This is a genomic window from Anoxybacillus sp. B2M1 (assembly GCF_001634265.1).
GTDB lineage: Bacteria > Bacillota > Bacilli > Bacillales > Anoxybacillaceae > Anoxybacteroides > Anoxybacteroides rupiense.
Genome location: NZ_CP015435.1, coordinates 831,944 through 847,806, shown reverse-complemented (window position 1 = coordinate 847,806; position 15,863 = coordinate 831,944). Strand labels below are relative to the sequence as shown.

General features: G+C 43.4%; 21 protein-coding genes and 1 riboswitch. Of the genes, 12 read left to right on the top strand and 9 right to left on the bottom strand.

The features are described 5' to 3' along the window. Positions 1 to 45 precede the first annotated feature (45 nt). The 4 genes from GFC28_RS04115 to GFC28_RS04100 all read left to right on the top strand — a co-directional run bounded on the left by GFC28_RS04115 (position 46) and on the right by GFC28_RS04100 (position 2,923). On the top strand, positions 46 to 888 hold the full coding sequence (locus GFC28_RS04115) for a DegV family protein (RefSeq protein ID WP_044743481.1): 843 nt from the start codon (positions 46 to 48) through the stop codon (positions 886 to 888). A 54-nt stretch (positions 889 to 942) separates the two neighbouring features. Then, a complete protein-coding gene (locus GFC28_RS04110; RefSeq protein ID WP_044743482.1) occupies positions 943 to 1,521 on the top strand; it encodes an SCO family protein in 579 nt (192 codons plus the stop codon). A 65-nt stretch (positions 1,522 to 1,586) separates the two neighbouring features. Next, on the top strand, positions 1,587 to 2,363 hold the full coding sequence (locus tag GFC28_RS04105) for an SGNH/GDSL hydrolase family protein (protein WP_044743483.1): 777 nt from the start codon (positions 1,587 to 1,589) through the stop codon (positions 2,361 to 2,363). Then, positions 2,360 to 2,923, top strand: a complete 564-nt coding sequence (locus GFC28_RS04100; RefSeq protein ID WP_044743484.1) for a YpmS family protein — start codon at positions 2,360 to 2,362, stop codon at positions 2,921 to 2,923. Before GFC28_RS04105 ends, GFC28_RS04100 begins: the two co-directional genes overlap by 4 nt. A 344-nt stretch (positions 2,924 to 3,267) precedes the next feature. Here GFC28_RS04100 and GFC28_RS04095 read toward each other — a convergent pair whose 3' ends face one another. The 5 genes from GFC28_RS04095 to pepT form a co-directional block, all read right to left on the bottom strand. After that, complete coding sequence (locus tag GFC28_RS04095; RefSeq protein WP_082063650.1) at positions 3,268 to 4,632, bottom strand: RsmF rRNA methyltransferase first C-terminal domain-containing protein; 1,365 nt, start codon at positions 4,630 to 4,632, stop codon at positions 3,268 to 3,270. Positions 4,633 to 4,756: 124 nt separating this feature from the next. Next, positions 4,757 to 5,341, bottom strand: coding sequence for a glycerol-3-phosphate 1-O-acyltransferase PlsY (gene plsY, locus GFC28_RS04090; protein WP_044743509.1), 585 nt, complete (start codon positions 5,339 to 5,341; stop codon positions 4,757 to 4,759). A 109-nt stretch (positions 5,342 to 5,450) separates the two neighbouring features. Further along, positions 5,451 to 6,071, bottom strand: a complete 621-nt coding sequence (locus GFC28_RS04085; RefSeq protein ID WP_044743485.1) for a DUF2238 domain-containing protein — start codon at positions 6,069 to 6,071, stop codon at positions 5,451 to 5,453. Between the two features lie 253 nt (positions 6,072 to 6,324). Continuing rightward, positions 6,325 to 6,555 (bottom strand): DUF2339 domain-containing protein, encoded by a 231-nt coding sequence (locus tag GFC28_RS04080; protein ID WP_044743486.1) that lies wholly within the window; start codon positions 6,553 to 6,555, stop codon positions 6,325 to 6,327. A gap of 148 nt (positions 6,556 to 6,703) precedes the next feature. Beyond that, positions 6,704 to 7,936, bottom strand: a complete 1,233-nt coding sequence (gene pepT, locus GFC28_RS04075; RefSeq protein WP_044743487.1) for a peptidase T — start codon at positions 7,934 to 7,936, stop codon at positions 6,704 to 6,706. 317 nt (positions 7,937 to 8,253) lie between these two features. Next, positions 8,254 to 8,388: riboswitch (FMN riboswitch) on the top strand. Positions 8,389 to 8,536: 148 nt separating this feature from the next. On the opposite strand from pepT, the gene GFC28_RS04070 reads away from it, so the two are divergent. Next, complete coding sequence (locus tag GFC28_RS04070; RefSeq protein WP_044743488.1) at positions 8,537 to 9,115, top strand: ECF transporter S component; 579 nt, start codon at positions 8,537 to 8,539, stop codon at positions 9,113 to 9,115. Between the two features lie 38 nt (positions 9,116 to 9,153). On the opposite strand, the gene GFC28_RS04065 is transcribed toward GFC28_RS04070, so the two are convergent. Then, complete coding sequence (locus GFC28_RS04065; protein ID WP_044743489.1) at positions 9,154 to 9,765, bottom strand: molybdopterin-dependent oxidoreductase; 612 nt, start codon at positions 9,763 to 9,765, stop codon at positions 9,154 to 9,156. A 316-nt stretch (positions 9,766 to 10,081) separates the two neighbouring features. On the opposite strand from GFC28_RS04065, the gene GFC28_RS04060 reads away from it, so the two are divergent. The 5 genes from GFC28_RS04060 to GFC28_RS04040 all read left to right on the top strand — a co-directional run bounded on the left by GFC28_RS04060 (position 10,082) and on the right by GFC28_RS04040 (position 13,125). Then, positions 10,082 to 10,543 (top strand): GNAT family N-acetyltransferase, encoded by a 462-nt coding sequence (locus tag GFC28_RS04060; RefSeq protein WP_044743490.1) that lies wholly within the window; start codon positions 10,082 to 10,084, stop codon positions 10,541 to 10,543. Beyond that, positions 10,515 to 11,015 carry a GNAT family N-acetyltransferase gene (locus GFC28_RS04055; RefSeq protein ID WP_044743491.1) on the top strand — a complete coding sequence of 167 codons (501 nt, stop codon included), beginning with the start codon at positions 10,515 to 10,517 and terminating at the stop codon, positions 11,013 to 11,015. Before GFC28_RS04060 ends, GFC28_RS04055 begins: the two co-directional genes overlap by 29 nt. Positions 11,016 to 11,494: 479 nt before the next feature. Beyond that, positions 11,495 to 11,959 (top strand): YjdJ family protein, encoded by a 465-nt coding sequence (locus tag GFC28_RS04050; RefSeq protein ID WP_063504915.1) that lies wholly within the window; start codon positions 11,495 to 11,497, stop codon positions 11,957 to 11,959. Beyond that, positions 11,959 to 12,543 carry a nucleotidyltransferase family protein gene (locus tag GFC28_RS04045; protein WP_044743493.1) on the top strand — a complete coding sequence of 195 codons (585 nt, stop codon included), beginning with the start codon at positions 11,959 to 11,961 and terminating at the stop codon, positions 12,541 to 12,543. The genes GFC28_RS04050 and GFC28_RS04045 overlap by 1 nt, the downstream gene beginning before the upstream one ends. Positions 12,544 to 12,594: 51 nt before the next feature. Next, entirely contained in the window at positions 12,595 to 13,125 is a 531-nt protein-coding gene (locus GFC28_RS04040; protein WP_044743494.1) for a YcxB family protein, read from the top strand. 184 nt (positions 13,126 to 13,309) lie between these two features. On the opposite strand, the gene GFC28_RS04035 is transcribed toward GFC28_RS04040, so the two are convergent. Both GFC28_RS04035 and GFC28_RS04030 read right to left on the bottom strand, forming a co-directional pair. After that, positions 13,310 to 13,534, bottom strand: a complete 225-nt coding sequence (locus GFC28_RS04035; protein WP_172798638.1) for a DUF3892 domain-containing protein — start codon at positions 13,532 to 13,534, stop codon at positions 13,310 to 13,312. 81 nt (positions 13,535 to 13,615) lie between these two features. After that, entirely contained in the window at positions 13,616 to 14,098 is a 483-nt protein-coding gene (locus GFC28_RS04030; protein ID WP_044743496.1) for a GyrI-like domain-containing protein, read from the bottom strand. Between the two features lie 426 nt (positions 14,099 to 14,524). Here GFC28_RS04030 and GFC28_RS04025 point away from each other — a divergent pair, with 426 nt between their 5' ends. Together GFC28_RS04025 and GFC28_RS04020 are read left to right on the top strand one after the other, a co-directional pair. Next, on the top strand, positions 14,525 to 15,094 hold the full coding sequence (locus GFC28_RS04025; RefSeq protein ID WP_044743497.1) for an RNA polymerase sigma factor: 570 nt from the start codon (positions 14,525 to 14,527) through the stop codon (positions 15,092 to 15,094). Positions 15,095 to 15,132: 38 nt separating this feature from the next. Further along, complete coding sequence (locus tag GFC28_RS04020; protein ID WP_231883436.1) at positions 15,133 to 15,390, top strand: cupin domain-containing protein; 258 nt, start codon at positions 15,133 to 15,135, stop codon at positions 15,388 to 15,390. Between the two features lie 171 nt (positions 15,391 to 15,561). Here the strand turns inward: GFC28_RS04020 and GFC28_RS04015 are convergent, their stop codons facing one another. Continuing rightward, complete coding sequence (locus GFC28_RS04015; protein WP_044743510.1) at positions 15,562 to 15,852, bottom strand: YqzG/YhdC family protein; 291 nt, start codon at positions 15,850 to 15,852, stop codon at positions 15,562 to 15,564. Positions 15,853 to 15,863 lie beyond the last annotated feature (11 nt).

The window sequence follows — 15,863 nt, the reverse complement described above, 5'->3', positions numbered from 1 at the left end:
TCATTGTATAATGTTCAATGAGGCTTAACTCTAGGAAGTGAAATAATGAGCAAAATCAAAATTGTAACGGATTCGACAGTAGATGTTCCTACTGAAACATTAAATAGGTATGGAATTGAAGTGATTCCGCTCACTTTTACAATGGACAACAAAGTCTATACAGATCGTCTGGATATCACATCAGAAGAATTTATGAAAAAAATGGCCCAAGCAAACGAGCTGCCGAAAAGTTCTCAACCTTCAATAGGAAGCTTTCTGGAGCTATATAACCGTTTGGGAGAAGATGGATGTGAAATCCTTTCGATTCATATGGCTGGCGCGCTAAGTGGGACGGTGCAATCGGCAAGACAGGCAGCGGCCATGTCACAGGCAAATGTGACAGTTGTTGACTCGCAATTTATCTCGCTTGCCCTAGGATTCCAGGTCATAGAAGCAGCAAAGCAAGCGGCAGAAGGGAAGAGCTGCGCTGATATTATTCAGCATCTTGAAAAAGTCCGTTGCGGCACGCATCTCTATATAGCTGTTGACACGTTGGACCATTTAGTGAAGGGGGGCCGAATTGGACGCGGCAAAGCGTTGCTCGGCTCATTGCTGAACATCAAGCCGATTGCGGCGCTGATGGATGGCATCTATACGCCTGTGATGAAAGCGCGGAGCTATTCGCAGATCGTCAGCTATTTCACACAACGGCTGGTCGAGGATGCGACCGGCAAAACGATTCGTGCGATCGGCATTGCCCATGCTGATGCGTTGACGTTGGCGAATCGCTTAAGGCAATCTATTGCTGAGGCAACTGGCTATGAGCAGATTGACATAGTATATACGACGCCGATTGTTTCGATTCATACAGGTGCAGGTGCGATTGGTTTTATGTACTACGTTGAATAAATCATGAAACATTTGGTAAAATGAAAGAGGAAATGAAAACGGGTGGATTTAGCGATGAGAAAAACAAGTGCCATTGTGCTTATAAGCATACTTTTGTTATTCACAGCTGCATGCAGTAAAAAGATCCCTGATGCCCAAAACTGGCCGGTTGCGTCTTTTACCTTTACGGATCAGAATAATCAACCGTTTGGCTTAAAAGACCTAAAAGGGAAAGTATGGGTAGCTGATTTTATATTTACTCGCTGTGCGGATGTATGTCCGCCAATGACGGCCAATATGGCGAAGCTGCAACGAATGGCCAAAGAAGAGGGATTAGAGGTTGAATTTGTTTCTTTTAGTGTGGATCCGGAAAACGATCATCCGGAGCAATTAAAAGCATATATTGAGAAATTTGATGCTGACACTCGTCATTGGCATTTGCTGACGGGATACACTCAGCAAGAAATTGAAGCTTTTGCTCAAAAGAATTTTAAAACGATTGTACAAAAGCCAGCAAACCAAAGCCAGGTCATCCACGGAACCAGTTTCTATTTAGTCGATCAAAAAGGAAAAGTGGTTCAATATTATAATGGAATGAACAACGTTCCATACAAGAAAATTCTAGAGCATATTAAAATTTTGCAATCATCATAAAGAGGCAAAAATGTGGTGGCATTTTTGCCTCTTCGTGTTTTCCTTTTTCTAGGAAGGTGAAAGAAATGAAAAAATGGGGACTTCTGTTTTTGTCACTGCTTCTAAGTGGGGGATGCTCAGCCACGGAAGCGATGAAAATGGAAAATATTCCATTGCGGCAAATCGGTCTTCCGAGCCGTTTAATAATCGACCAGGATTTTATCCCTCGGGATTGGAATGTGGTGGCTTTTGGTGATTCATTAACGGAAGGAGTAGGAGATCAAGACCATCAGGGCGGCTATGTTTTTGATCTCAAAGAAAAATTATTGCATAATAAGGGAGTTCGCTCTGTTACGGTCACGAATTTAGGAAAAAGAGGCTTACGTCTTTCACAATTGAAGGATGTCATTCAGTCTCACGAACAAGAGATAAGGGAAGCCGATATGATGTTGATCACGATCGGTGGTAACGATATTATGAAAGTTGTCCGTTCTCATTTGTTTGATTTAACCTATGATTTATTTGAGAAAAACCAGAAAAGCTTTGCTGCCAAATTAGACCGGCTCATGCAATCGCTGCGCGCGCTGAATCCACATGCTACGATTGTTCTTGTTGGGGTGTATAATCCATTCTCAAGCCCGCTTCAAGACGTTCCTGAAATCGATGAGGTGATCGATATGTGGAACCGCGGAAGCCAAGCGGTTTTAAGCAAATATGATCGAACGATTTTTGTCGATGTGAAGGATTTATTCGATAACCGTGATGATTTGCTTTACGATGATCAATTTCATCCGAATGAATTAGGATATGAAAAAATTGCTGAACGTGTCTATGAACATTTGTTAGGGAGTATGGAACAATGAAATGGAAAATCGCTTTTTTTGGATTATTAGCAATCAATATGGTCATTGTGGTAAGTTTACTGTTTCTTATTCTTCAGCCGTCTTCAACAAAGCTTCCGGCCCCAAAAGCTGTAAAGGGAGCCACATTTCTCGTTCATTCATCAAAAGAAGATGTCAATATTTTGCTGAATGACTATCTGAAAGAAAAAACAAAAAATAGTTTGCTTTCGTATCGGGTTTGGATTGATGATCGTGTATATGTAGCGAGTCAAGTCCCGCTTTTTAGCAGAAATGTGGATTTAACGGTTTCGTTTGTGCCTAAAATCGTGAAAGGCGGCAATTTAGAACTAAGAGATCCGGATTTATCATTAGGACAATGGCAACTTCCGGTGAACTATACGCTGTCATATTTGCAAAAGCATGCGAAACTGCCTGACGAAGTCATGATTGAGCCCGATGCTCACCGAATTTATATTGATTTAGCCAATACCCAGTTAAAAAATGGATATCGCATTACGGCAAAAGAATTTGATCTAGAGCATGACAAAATTGTGTTTGCGTTAACCGTTCCAGTAAAGTAGCAAAAGGTGACAAGCGGTTAACAAATATGTTGATGCGGCGTGATTTGCTTCGCTTGTCTGTCGATGAACATTTTGGTTTCATTCTCGTCTTGGTTTGGCGGCATTTTGGTTTCATGGACGTTTTCAAAACCGTCTGGGACGGGAAAATGCAAGTGGTCATTTCATTTGTTTGCTCATCAAAAAATCGTCCTTTCTGAAAATGCTGTTGAGCAAAGAAAGGACGATTTTTTTGCGCATTTTTTTACAGAATCCACCGAGAAGTTTCCCGTCTTTTAACGGAGTGGAGGCAGGGGAGGTTCAGATGAATCAAAAAGGGGCTTCCGAAAGCCAACTAGCTACAGCCCCTAAATTCTTAGCCCCTTTGGATAAAAATTTTTCAACGTTCCTTTTACTTCCTTTCCCCAGCCGAGCGGGTAGCCGTCAATCGTGACCATAGTCCAGCCGCGGTTTCCGCCTGTTTCAAGCGTTTCGCCGCGCAAATATTTCATGATCGGCTCTTGGTCGCTGCTGTTTAAATCGAGCGAATGAGCGACCTCCTCTTTTTTTAAGGCTAAGGCGAGCGCGTGATTCGGCTCAAAGCGCTGTTTCTTTAACTCTCCTAAATGCAAGCCCGCTCGCACCACTTTTAATCCCTCAAAATTCGGGCAATCCTTTGGCAGCGCAAATAGCTGTTGTTGAAATGCATAAATGGTGTGGGTGATTTCGATTTTTAGCACCTCTTTTTCAAATGCTTGATAGTCACGCTGTGCCGATTTGGAAAGGTTGGAAGCAGCGGTTTTGCCATTCCATTGGTTGGATCTTCCTGTTTTTTGCAGCTTAGCAACAAAATGTCCTTCTCCTTTTAAATAATGTGGCCAAAGCCGTGCTGTTTTCGCCATTTCTTTCATATGAGTATTTGTCCATTCCGGTCTTCCTGGCTGAATGCCTGCTGTTTTATCAATCGGCAATAAAATCAGATCCTCATATTCTGCAAGAAGCGCTTCGATCGTTTGCTCGTTTTCTTCTGGAGAAAACGTGCATGTCGAATAAACAAGGATGCCTCCTTCTTTTAACATGCGATAGGCACAGGACAAAATGTGGCGCTGCTTGCTGGCGCATTGCGCTACATGCGCTTCGCTCCAATAACGGATGGCCTCCTCATCCTTCCGAAACATTCCTTCACCTGAACAAGGCGCATCAACTAAAATTTTATCAAAATATCCTGTGAAGCGCTCTGCCAGCTTTTCTGGCGTTTCGTTTGTGACAAGCGCATTGGTGATGCCCAATCGCTCAATATTCTCTGATAGTGCTTTGACGCGTTTTGGATGAATCTCATTCGCAAGCAAAAAGCCGGTATTGTTCATCATAGTTGCCAGTTGTGTCGTCTTCCCCCCGGGAGCCGCACAAAGATCAAGCACTTTTTCTCCCGGTTCAGGACGCAATGCTTCAGCGACAAACATGGCGCTTGGTTCTTGAATATAATAAAGGCCGGCGGCATGATACGGATGTTTTCCCGGCTGTTCCGAAGCATCATAGTAAAAGCCGGTCGAACAAAATGGAACAGGTGATAAGGAAAACGGCATCAGTTCTAAAAAGGTGCTCCGCTCTATTTTAAGGGGATTCAAACGAATCCCATTCGTTTTGTTTTCTTCATATGTATGAAAGAAGGGAAGCGCTTCTTCCTGTAAGAGTCGATTCATTTTTTCGCGAAATGGCTCCGGTAATTTCAACAAATAAAACTCCTTTCATTGGTCTTGTGCGTCTATTGCTTGAAAAAGAACGAATGCGATCATCCGATCGTCGCAGGATCCGCAAAAGAGGCTGCCCGAGTGAATGGGACAGCCCTGTGAGCATTTATAGCCATTTGATTTTTGGTTCCGTTTTATTTATAATCCGCTTAATGTTGGCGCGATGACGATAAAAAACAAAGAGAGTAAGCAAAGTAACGCCGATCCTCAGCGGAATGTCATCAGTAAAGAAAATCGTATAAATAATCGCGTAAACTCCCGCCAGCATCGAAGAGAGAGAGACATATTTTGAAAGATATAGTACAAGAAAAAAGACCACTAACAGTGTGATAAATAAAAATGGCGAACAAACTAGCAAGACTCCCCCCGAAGTAGCAACGGCTTTTCCGCCGCGGAATCCGGCGAAAATCGGGTATGTATGTCCAAGCACTGCCAGTGCTCCGGCAACGAGCGGATGAATGTCTACATGAAACAGCACCGGTAAGCTAGCGGCGAGCGTTCCTTTTAAAATATCGCTGATCGTTACAATCAATCCTGCTTTGACACCGAGTACCCGAAACGTATTTGTGCCGCCCAAGTTTCCGCTCCCATGCTCGCGAATATCAATGCCAAACCCGACTTTTCCGACAATGAGCGCGGAGGGAATGGAACCAAGAAGGTAAGCGGCGATTAAAATCAATAGCTTTGTCACCAATCTTCATACACCCTTTACTTTTTCAAATTCATGCATGATTTTATTTTACCATGCATTAAAAAAAACGCCAGATAAGAATTTGGGATTTGTATGAAGCGGGAATGGGCTAAAGGGGTTTTTTTAAAAACTGGTCATGGATTTTTGAAAGAGCCAACCAAGCTAATATGGAGCCGATGAGACAAAACAGCATATCCCATTGTGTATCCCATATGTCGCCTTGGGTGCCCAGAAAATCTTGCACTTGCTTTACCTGTTTGGCCAATTGCCCGATTATCCATTCAATGATTTCATACAATGCGGCAATCGCCAGCATCATGCTCATCACAATCAAAAATAGCCATCCGTCTCGTGTCAGCGAGGTTTTCCGTAGTAAAATTTCTCTGAGCACGATGGCAAATAACCCCTTTAAAAAATGACCGAAACGATCATAATGATTGCGTTCTAAATCGAACGTGTCTTTCACCCAATTAAACAAGGGAACGTTGGAATAAACATAATGCCCCCCGATAAACATGCTGATGGCCAAAAGTGAAATAATAGCATATGAAAGGGTGGTCAAGCGAAAGCGGCGATAGAGGAGGATCACAATAAGCAACCCTGCAATAGCAGGACTGACTTCCAGCAGCCATGTTAAATAGCTTGCAGGCTTGACCGCTGACCATATCAATGCGGCAGTCACCAAGAATAGCAAAACGAGATGTTCTTTTAGATGTTGGGATGTAGCCATATCATGCCCTCCTTGCCATCGTATCGTTGCGACCGGCTCCATCTAATTTGAAAATGGAACAAAGCGATTCAGAAAAGGAGCGTATTGGATTTTTTCGATCATATGAACGAGGCCAAACAACACGATGATTCTATAGACCAATGAATGATAGGAGTCAGTCGGCACAACGGCCCTAACTCTAAACGTTAAAAGATTGCGTTAATAGTATGAGAAAAAAGAAAGCCGCTTATGCAGCAAGAAGCGGCTTGTTTGTTTATCGTTTTTGCTGTCTATAAAACAGGCGTGAAATGATGACGCCAATGCTGCCAAGTCCGATGAACAGGATAGAGCGCATCCATAAAGAAACAATCGGCAGATCGATAAATACCAATTTCAGCAATGTTAAAAAAATCAATCCGATTCCTAATAAACGCATCGCTTTTTTGTCGCGAATCGTTCCAAAAACGACACTTCCAGCGGCGAAAGCAGCCCAGCTGAATGACAACAATATTGGTTCTTTAAGTAATATAGCTGCGCAGTCTGAGCGAAAAGAGCGACATGCTGTCCCAATCTAAGGCATATGGAACGAATAGAAAAAACAAAAGGACATGACCGGCGGCCAATACCCTTTTGTTTTCTTTTTATGTAAGATGTTAGGCTTTTTGTTCAAACAGTTTCGCAATTTCGATAATGACTTGCGTTGCTTTGACCATATTATCGACAGAAATATACTCATAACGGCCATGGAAGTTTTCTCCGCCTGTAAAAATGTTTGGTGTAGGCAAGCCCATGTAAGAGAGCTGAGAACCGTCAGTGCCGCCACGGATCGGCGAAACTTTTGGCTCAATGCCGAGATTTTCCATCGCTTCATATGCAATGTCGACAATTTCTTTCACTGGTTCAATTTTTTCTCTCATATTGTAATACTGATCGTTTATTTCCCATTCGACACGCTCTTTACCATATTTTTCTTGAAACTGTGCAGCCAGTTCCGTTATTTTTGTTTTTCGTGCTTCGAATGCGTTTCGGTCGAAATCGCGGATAATATAGGAAAGAGTGGTTTTTTCGACATCTCCCTGAAAGGATAACAGATGATAAAATCCTTCATAGCCTTCAGTGTGCTCCGGCGCTTCATGAGCTGGCAGCTGGCTATGGAATTCCATGGCCAGTTTGATGGAGTTGACCATTTTGCCTTTAGCCGTACTAGGATGCACGTTTTTTCCTTTAAAGATAATTTTCGCTTGTGCGGCATTAAAGCTTTCATATTCTAGTTCGCCAAGCGGTCCTCCGTCCACTGTATAAGCGTATTTCGCCCGAAAAGCGTCCACATCGAATTTATGCGGACCTCTGCCGATTTCCTCATCCGGTGTAAAAGCGACGCGAATTTCGCCGTGCTTCACTTCTGGATGCTGAATAAGATACGCCATCGCTGTCATAATTTCAGCAATGCCCGCTTTATTGTCGGCTCCTAGCAAGGTCGTTCCATCGGTTGTGATCAAGGTATGTCCTTTGTAGCCAGCGAGCTCAGGAAAATCGGCGGGCGAAAGAACAATAGAAAGCTCGTGATTTAAGATGATATCGCCTCCGTCATAGCTTTCAATCAGTTGCGGATGAACATTTTCCCCCGTAAACTCGGTCGCCGTATCTAAATGTGCCAAAAATCCGATCGTCGGCACTTCTTTCTCTGTATTGGCTGGCAGTGTGGCCATCACATAGCCATTTTGATCAACCGTCACCTCTGTCATGCCGATCGCTTTTAACTCTTCTGCCAGCATGTTGGCTAGTTCGAGCTGACCTGGAGTTGAAGGGCACGTGTCGCTGTTCGGATCAGATTGGGTATTCACCTTCACATATCTAGTCAAGCGCTCAATGATTTCTTGTTTCATATCGTCCATCTCCTTATGATTTGCTATCTTTTTCCGATGTTATTTTATCATAAAACGCTTATTTCAAGAAAAAATGGAATCCTGATTTAGACCATTGATCATCGGATACAAGCTTTATGATGCGAATGAGTGACAAGAGCTCTGAACAGGGGTTGTTTCTGCAGCCGAGTAGATGAATTTACGAATGAATGATGTTATCTCGGCGGTTGATCGTGGAAAGCGTATAAAAGCCTTAACGTTAAGAAGCGAAGCTTTATGCATGGACAATATTCAGCAAAACATGTATAGTATAAATGGAATAAATAAAATTTAGATTGATTCATCTTCGGGGCAGGGCGAAATTCCCGACCGGCGGTGATGAAGCGAATAAGCTTCTAAGCCCGCGAGCCGAAAGGCAGGATCCGGTGCAATTCCGGAGCCGACAGTTATAGTCTGGATGGGAGAAGATGAAGGTTTGCCGGCGTTCGGCGGTTGCGCTTGAACGTCTGTTTGCGCATGCCTGCTATTCTCCCTTAAGCGTTTAGGCTTAAGGGTTTTTTATGGTCAGTCGGCAGCCTTCTTCTTGTGAGGATGAGTCACGAGAAGGAGAGGAGAATCAACATGAAAAACATGAACGTATCCGCTTTTGCGGCGATTGGATTGTTTAGCGCCATCGCTTATCTATTGATGCTGCTCAATTTCCCGATTCCGCCATTTCCTCCTTTTTTGCTTGTTGATTTTAGCGATGTTCCAGCATTAGTCGCTGCTCTAATGTATGGACCGATTGCTGGGATGCTCGTCGAATTATTAAAAAATGTGCTCAACTATTTCCTTGTCGGCAGCGCGACTGGCGTTCCAGTCGGTCATTTTGCGAATTTTATGGCTGGAATAACGTTTATTTTACCGACCTATTATATTTATCGTAAAGCAGCATCAAAACAGGGAATGGTCATCGGTTTGGTGGCGGGCACCATCGTGATGGCAACGGCGATGAGCGTATTGAACTATTATATCTTTCTGCCGGCCTATACCATTTTTCTCGGTTCGCCGGCAATGAGCGCCCCGGAAGCGAAAGCGCTCATTGTTTCCGCGATTTTGCCATTTAATGCCTTAAAAGGCGTGTTTATAACCGTTGTTTTTATGCTTCTTTTTCTCCGGCTTCGTCCATGGCTGCATAAACGAGCGGCAAGCCGCATCTGAGCCGCAAAAAGGCTGCGTTTACGAACGCAGCTTTTTTGTTAAAGCTTCGACAGCGTTGAATCGGAAAACCGCTCCTCTTGAAATGGGTTCGCTGTCATTGAATAACCTCTCACTTCCCAATAGCCAGGCTCATCTGTTTTCATAAAACGGATGCCGGTCGCCCATTTCGCCCCTTTCCATAAATAAAAAGAAGCAGGGGGAATGAACCTCAGCGGATAGCCGTGCTTTGGCGAGATCTCTTGCCAATCGTGATGAGGGTCCTTCCATCGGTACACAAAAAGCGCGTCATCTCTCATGAGAGCATGAAGAGGCAAATTGGCTGAATAGCCGAAGGGATCGCCGTTTAAATATCCATAAACTTTGACATAAGCGACGTCTGGATTCAGCTCGACGAAACGCAAAAATTCGCGAAAAGCAATGCCCTCAAATGTCGTGTCAAACTTGGACCATGTTGTGACGCAATGCATATCAATGGTTGAGATCGTTTTTGGCAATTCCATAACTTGCTGATAAGAAAGAGAAACCTCTTCTTTCACCTCGCCGAATAATGTGAATTTCCATGTAGCCTCATGAAACTCGTATACATCGCCTTCGTGAAGAATCGGCCATTTCTCCGTTGCAAATTGCCCTGGAGGCAGTTGTTTTGTCAATGTTCTGCACCCTTTCTTCCAACATGATATGATTTACCATCATACGGAGATTTGTGAGAAAATGCAATACAAACCGGAAGGAAATTGGCAAATGATGTAGAATATTCCGGAAAGCAGAAGGCGATGAAAAAGGAGGGTTCCTATGAATGGAGATTTGACGCCGCATATAGTGCTCGTTCCTTTCGTTTGCTTCTACGCTTATGGTTTCGGGAGTGTTAGTGCTTCTCTTTGTTAGCATATGGATGCAAAACCGGACATTGAAAGGCATGAAAAGAAAGTTAGAGAGCTTCAAGTAAGGACAAGGAGTAAGAGAATAATGGAACATGTTCAGATTGTGCGTGATATCGCAAATGCGAATTGGACAAAGATGAGAGAAATCTACGAATCTGTTGGCTGGGTTAAGCATACAGAGCCAATCATTCAACGAGTTTTTCAAGCGAGTCATATAGTAGCGCTTGCCTTTTGCTTCGGCCGTCTGGTTGGATTTGGCCGCGCTCTGTCAGACGGCGTATTCAATGCGGCGATTTATGATGTCGTCGTTCACCGCGATTATCAAGGTAAAGGTATTGGAAAAGCGATCATGAAAGATCTGCTCGAACAGCTTGATGCCATTTCATGCATTCATCTTATTTCGACGATAGGAAACGAACCGTTTTATATTCAATCAGGATTTCGTAAAGCAAAGACGGCGTTCGCTCGTTATCGCAGCATGGATTTGGCACAGATCTATTTAGAAGGAGGGGATGGGAGTGAACATTCGGCAGGCAAAGGTGGATGATGCCGAACGATTAACAGCGTTGATTTTGCAAGTAGAGCGCGAATCAGCCTATTTGTTGTTTGAAGCGGGGGAACGGCCTCTTACGGTTAAAGAGCAGCGCCGCCAGCTTGAGGCGATCGAGCATGAAGAAAATGCCGCGATTTTTTTGGCGGAGACAGAAGAAGGGGAGCTCATCGGTTATTTAGTGGCAAGAGGCGGACGTGCTAAGCGCAATCGTCATACTGTATATATCGTTGTCGGTTTGCATGCTTCCTATCGGGGAAAAGGAATTGGCACGATGCTATTTACAGAATTGGAGCGCTGGGCGCGGACAAAAGGGATCCATCGTTTGGAGCTGACGGTTGTGACAGACAATGTCCCCGCGATTTCTCTCTATAAAAAAATGGGATTTGTTCAGGAGGGAATCAAACGCCATTCGCTGAAAATCGACGGGCAATATGTCGATGAATATTATATGGCGAAGCTTCTGTAGGTGAACACTCCCTTTTCACGTAACCAAAACGCAAGCGGGAATTCAGAAAACGGAGAGGGCTTATCTTGATTTTGATGATGTCATTTTAACGCTCCGTTACTACCGCATACATAAACAAGATAGAGCACTAGCGATCAATAAGTACTCGGTGAGTTAAGGGGCATTGGGGAGGCCAATTTTCTTTTTTTACTGTAGCACTAATCGAGATTCTATTACGTTTTTTATTCTTGAAAAATTTGAGTAGCATCGGACATAGCGTGTTAGGCGAAACGTTGGATCTTATGTGAATCGTAATGGTTTCTTATGGAGATTCGAATGGAACGTTTGCGATTGTGACATAGGAGCTTGTTTATGAGGTGGTATGAATCGAAATATCTTGTTTATTTTCCTATATATATGCTTAAATGGTAATAGATGCAAACATGTGCTGTTTAGCGACCTATTTCCATTTACAAGGGGGGAACAAGGCCGTGGGCTGGATGATTCAGTATATTCTCGCCTTTTTTGTGTTTGTTTTTTCCACTCTTGCTTCTTGGTACGAAGGAAGCGAAATAAGGTCTAACCCATGGGAGTGGAAGTATTCTGCTTTTTTTTCACAGATGCTGCATGGTTCCATCACCAATAGCAGCGATATTTCACAGCTCGATCATTTTATTTATGCTGCTAAATTCAAGCCTGCTTTTCCTTTGCTTATGGCATTGAGCATTATTTATATAGTGATGCTAACAGGGTATTGGCTATGCCGGAGAAACAACAAAAGATTTCGCTTGTTTTATGCCGGTAGTCTGCTATTTTGGATACTGGGGGTGATCGTAGCCGATTCCCCGACGATCGGTGGGCATTATTTTACAATGCTTTTTATGGCTGCGGGTGCCGGAAGTGCAGCAATGGCTCTTTTGCCTGTGCTTCGGGCAAAGTGTTGGCGAGGTGAGGAGCTAAAATAATGGATACCGTGATGAAAAACGAACGTAATATCATCCAATGGATTCAGAAGGACGAGTGGATGATGGAAACATTGCGAGCCGTACAGTCGCTGAATTTGCCCGATTGGTGGGTGTATGCCAGATTTGTCCGTGCGAAAATTTGGGATGTGCTGCCTGGATTTCAAGAAAGAACGCCGCTTCCAGATATCGATGTCATTTATTTTGACCGCAAGCATACGGAGAAAGCGGCAGAAAAGAAGCTGGAACAGAAGCTGTACCATTTCCTCCCCGATCGTCCATGGTCGGTGAAAAATCAGGCGCGAATGCATGAAATAAATGGCGGCTCTCCTTATTTATCTTCCGTCGATGCCATGTCCAAATTTCCAGACACTGCCACTGTTTTAGGGGTAAGGCTTGATGAAAAAAGCGGTGTCGTCTTGGCGGCACCTTGGGGAGTCGAAGATGTTTGTGAGCTTCTTGTCAAGCCAACTCCATATTTTTATGAAACAAAAAAACGGGCTCAAATGTATGAAGAACGAGTGCGGAAAAAGAAGTGGACAAGCATTTGGCACAAGCTAACAATCGTGACGCTAAAAAATGCTTAAAAACGCGAGACAATGATTTTTCTATTGCAGCATAGGGAAGGAGACAAAATCATGGAAATTCGTTATCGGTTAACGGAAGAAGATTATGTGCAGTTTAATTTGTTTCATATCAAGCATTCGAAAGCAGCCCGGAGAACGTTGGCGATTCAGCGAGTTATCCCTCCCGTTCTTTTTCTTTTGGTTGCCTGGGTATTTGCTGAAATCGGACATGCTTCCTTTTTAGGATTGCTGATTACATTTTCGATTATGGCGGTTTTATGGATGATTTTTTATCCGAGTTACTTTGATCGAGCCATTATTCGCAGCGCAAAGAGAATGGTGAAAGATGGAAATAATGAAGGGTTATTAGGAGAGCATCATCTTGTGATGACAGAAGAAGGAATCGTTGACTCGACTTCTTACGGAGAAACAAAAGTAAGCTGGGGAGGCATAAAGGCTTTCAAGGAAGACCGGAACAGCTTTTATCTCTATAATAGTGCTGTCAGCGCTTATATTATTCCAAAGCGAGAGCTGAAAAACATAGAGGAGATTCGATCATATCTTCACACAAAGCTTGAGCCTATTGAATCAGAAAATAAGTGATCAATGATCGGTGGGCATATCCCAGCGGCAAGCGAATGGCTTGCCGACTATTCAACGATTTTATATCAGTGACTCCATCATTTCCATAACCTTACTAAAAAGGCCCAAAGAACGAACGGCACCTCAAACGTAGAAATCATGACTCATCATTCGAAGTGCCGTTCGAAACAGGGCCGTTTTCATTTTAAAATGTCGGCAAGTTATCGAGATTGTTGCTTGGATCTCCATCGGCATTGCTACGCAGATGCCAGTCGCCGTCCTTCCCTCTAAATGTGTTTACACCCTCGATCTCGCCGTTTTGTGCCATCGCTTGTGCCTGTTTGTAATCGACAATCCGTCCAGAAGATAGCTTGAGCTCAACAATATAGCCATCGCCATTTTTTCGGACTGCTACCACTTTTTCACTCATCACTTTCACCCCCTCTATCATTTTAGTATGGGGGATTTGTCAGCCATTTTATGCACATACAGCCTCAATAGCAAACGCTCTTCATTGAAGACGAACCCATATTTCGGAATAAAAATCAGGGCTGGTTGGATCGTCGTCCGGATATACTTCTAATTGCGGCGTGCCTGCAAGCTTGTAATGTTGGGATGGCAACCATTCTGAAAAAATTTGCTCCCATGCTTTTTGTATCGCTTCCGGCATCGATCCGCGCACCTCAAATATGCCCCATTTAGAAGCGGGTATTTCTAACGCCAACAGCCCGTTAGGCACCTCGCCATTATACTCTGCGGCTATCCAATAATCGATCGTTTGTCCTGACTGGTCATCGCTGTGTGCGGTACATACACCGATCAAGCCTTTTAATGAGCCATTGTTCAGTGATGATAATAACTTAACGGTGCTGTTTTGATGCACCTCCTCCCACATCTTAGCAATCCCTGCATGATTCTCTCCATTGACTAGCGAAAATGTCCGCTTGATTCCCACTACTTGAAAACGATCTTTTTCAATGATTTGGTGATTCATTGATTTTCCTCCCATCTCAAGATAAAGAAACGATTCTAGGCTTGCTTGTGTATGGCCACTATCTATTTGATTATAGAACATATGTTCGTGTATGACTCCCTATCTTTCTGTTTAGAAAAAATGTTTTTAGAAGCAAAAAATGATGGCAGATTTGAATGGGAAAAAGGGGGCTCGACTGTTTAACAAGAACGGAGGACCGTTTTTTTGACAACTGGGGGATTATTTAAATGTTATATTACATATAAATGGAATTTATTGTTCATTCAAAAGTAGAGCGGAGGTCGGAGGCATGGCGGTGACTTGCTTTTGTTACGCCAAAGCGTACTAGATTTGAAATAAAATAGAGAAACTTTCAAACTATTTTCTAATAAATAACGAATATATGAATGAAAGGCTAGCCTTTGAAAGAAGTAGGAGTAGAAGTCAATGGAGAAAATAAAGGAATGGATCACCAAAGCCAAAAAAGGAGATCGCGATGCCGCTAACCAGCTTGTCAGTTTTTATTATAAGGATCTATATGCTTATATTTACAGGCAGACATTAAACAAGGATTTAGCAATGGATCTAACCCAGGAAGCATTTATCAGCATGCTTCGTTCGATCCGTTCGTATGACGAGAGAAAGGCGTCATTTCGAACGTGGTTATATCGAATTGCCACTTACCAAACGATCAACTACTATCGCTCAAAATATTACAAACAGCAATCAATTGTGACGGAGATCGATCACGAGTTAGGGCAAGAAGAAGATTTTACATTGAAGCTGGAATACAAGGAGGAGGTTGAGCGGATTTTAGCGGTATTGAATACGTTTGAAGCGTCTGTCCAGCAAATTTTCCGTCTTAAATTGTTTGGTGAATATACCTTTGCTGAAATTGCTGCTGCCACTGGCTTAACGGAATCGACAGTGAAAACGAAATTTTATAGTACCGTAAGAAAAATAGGCAGTAACATAACGATTGTCGATTGGAAGCAGGATTTTCTTTCTATCTGTTGAATGTTCGAAAAGGCGAAGAGAACCTTGGGAGGACTTGTATGATGAAACTATTCACATTTGCTAAAAAAGCCGGCACCGCCATGACAAAATACAACTCCAAGTTACCGAGCTATATGAGAATAACGAAACTAACCGAATCTGCCGCCATCGGCTGCATGTACATCGAACCGAACGGAGTGGTCGGCTATCATGAAGCGCCAGTGCCGCAGCTGTTTCTTGTTGTACAGGGGGAAGGCTGGGTGACAGGGGCGGATCGCAAAAAAGTGTTTGTCAAAAGTGGAGAGGCGGTGTTTTAGGAAAAAGGCGAATGGCACGAATCGGGAAGCGAGCAAGGAATGACCGCGATGATTGTTCAGTCTGAACATTTGACACCGGAATATTTCATACAATCGCAAGCATCCGAGTAAGTAATTTGATTTATAAGAATCAAGTGAACCGAAAACGGCGCGGTCAAATCACCGCGCCGTTTATCTTGGCGTTTCTTGAAAGGTAATGCCTATTACTCGCTCTGTTGCGGTGTTAAATTGGATATTGACAAAAACACCAAATTCTTTCTGGTTGGTTCTCAGCCATAGCTTAAATTTTTCCGTCGTCACATTCGCTTGTTGGTCGCGGCCAATATGGAGGTAGTCGACGATTTGGGCGTTTGGATATTTTTCCTTTGTTTTTTGAAGAGCGAGTCTTCCCCATTTGGCATATGGTGGCATTTCGGTTTGGGCGATCGCGTGATGGACGATTTCAATCGGTTGGATGCCCATCCCCGCAACTG

What these genes read in the sequence shown, in the direction of transcription:
- GFC28_RS04115 (WP_044743481.1), top strand. Translation starts at nt 46, where the DNA reads ATGAGCAAAATCAAAATTGTAACGGATTCGACAGTAGATGTTCCTACT.
- GFC28_RS04110 (WP_044743482.1), top strand. Translation starts at nt 943, where the DNA reads ATGAGAAAAACAAGTGCCATTGTGCTTATAAGCATACTTTTGTTATTC.
- GFC28_RS04105 (WP_044743483.1), top strand. Translation starts at nt 1,587, where the DNA reads ATGAAAAAATGGGGACTTCTGTTTTTGTCACTGCTTCTAAGTGGGGGA.
- GFC28_RS04100 (WP_044743484.1), top strand. Translation starts at nt 2,360, where the DNA reads ATGAAATGGAAAATCGCTTTTTTTGGATTATTAGCAATCAATATGGTC.
- GFC28_RS04085 (WP_044743485.1), bottom strand. Translation starts at nt 6,071, where the DNA reads ATGGCTACATCCCAACATCTAAAAGAACATCTCGTTTTGCTATTCTTG.
- pepT (WP_044743487.1), bottom strand. Translation starts at nt 7,936, where the DNA reads ATGAAACAAGAAATCATTGAGCGCTTGACTAGATATGTGAAGGTGAAT.
- GFC28_RS04070 (WP_044743488.1), top strand. Translation starts at nt 8,537, where the DNA reads ATGAAAAACATGAACGTATCCGCTTTTGCGGCGATTGGATTGTTTAGC.
- GFC28_RS04060 (WP_044743490.1), top strand. Translation starts at nt 10,082, where the DNA reads ATGGAACATGTTCAGATTGTGCGTGATATCGCAAATGCGAATTGGACA.
- GFC28_RS04050 (WP_063504915.1), top strand. Translation starts at nt 11,495, where the DNA reads ATGATTCAGTATATTCTCGCCTTTTTTGTGTTTGTTTTTTCCACTCTT.
- GFC28_RS04045 (WP_044743493.1), top strand. Translation starts at nt 11,959, where the DNA reads ATGGATACCGTGATGAAAAACGAACGTAATATCATCCAATGGATTCAG.
- GFC28_RS04040 (WP_044743494.1), top strand. Translation starts at nt 12,595, where the DNA reads ATGGAAATTCGTTATCGGTTAACGGAAGAAGATTATGTGCAGTTTAAT.
- GFC28_RS04035 (WP_172798638.1), bottom strand. Translation starts at nt 13,534, where the DNA reads ATGAGTGAAAAAGTGGTAGCAGTCCGAAAAAATGGCGATGGCTATATT.
- GFC28_RS04030 (WP_044743496.1), bottom strand. Translation starts at nt 14,098, where the DNA reads ATGAATCACCAAATCATTGAAAAAGATCGTTTTCAAGTAGTGGGAATC.
- GFC28_RS04025 (WP_044743497.1), top strand. Translation starts at nt 14,525, where the DNA reads ATGGAGAAAATAAAGGAATGGATCACCAAAGCCAAAAAAGGAGATCGC.
- GFC28_RS04020 (WP_231883436.1), top strand. Translation starts at nt 15,133, where the DNA reads ATGATGAAACTATTCACATTTGCTAAAAAAGCCGGCACCGCCATGACA.
- GFC28_RS04015 (WP_044743510.1), bottom strand. Translation starts at nt 15,852, where the DNA reads ATGGGCATCCAACCGATTGAAATCGTCCATCACGCGATCGCCCAAACC.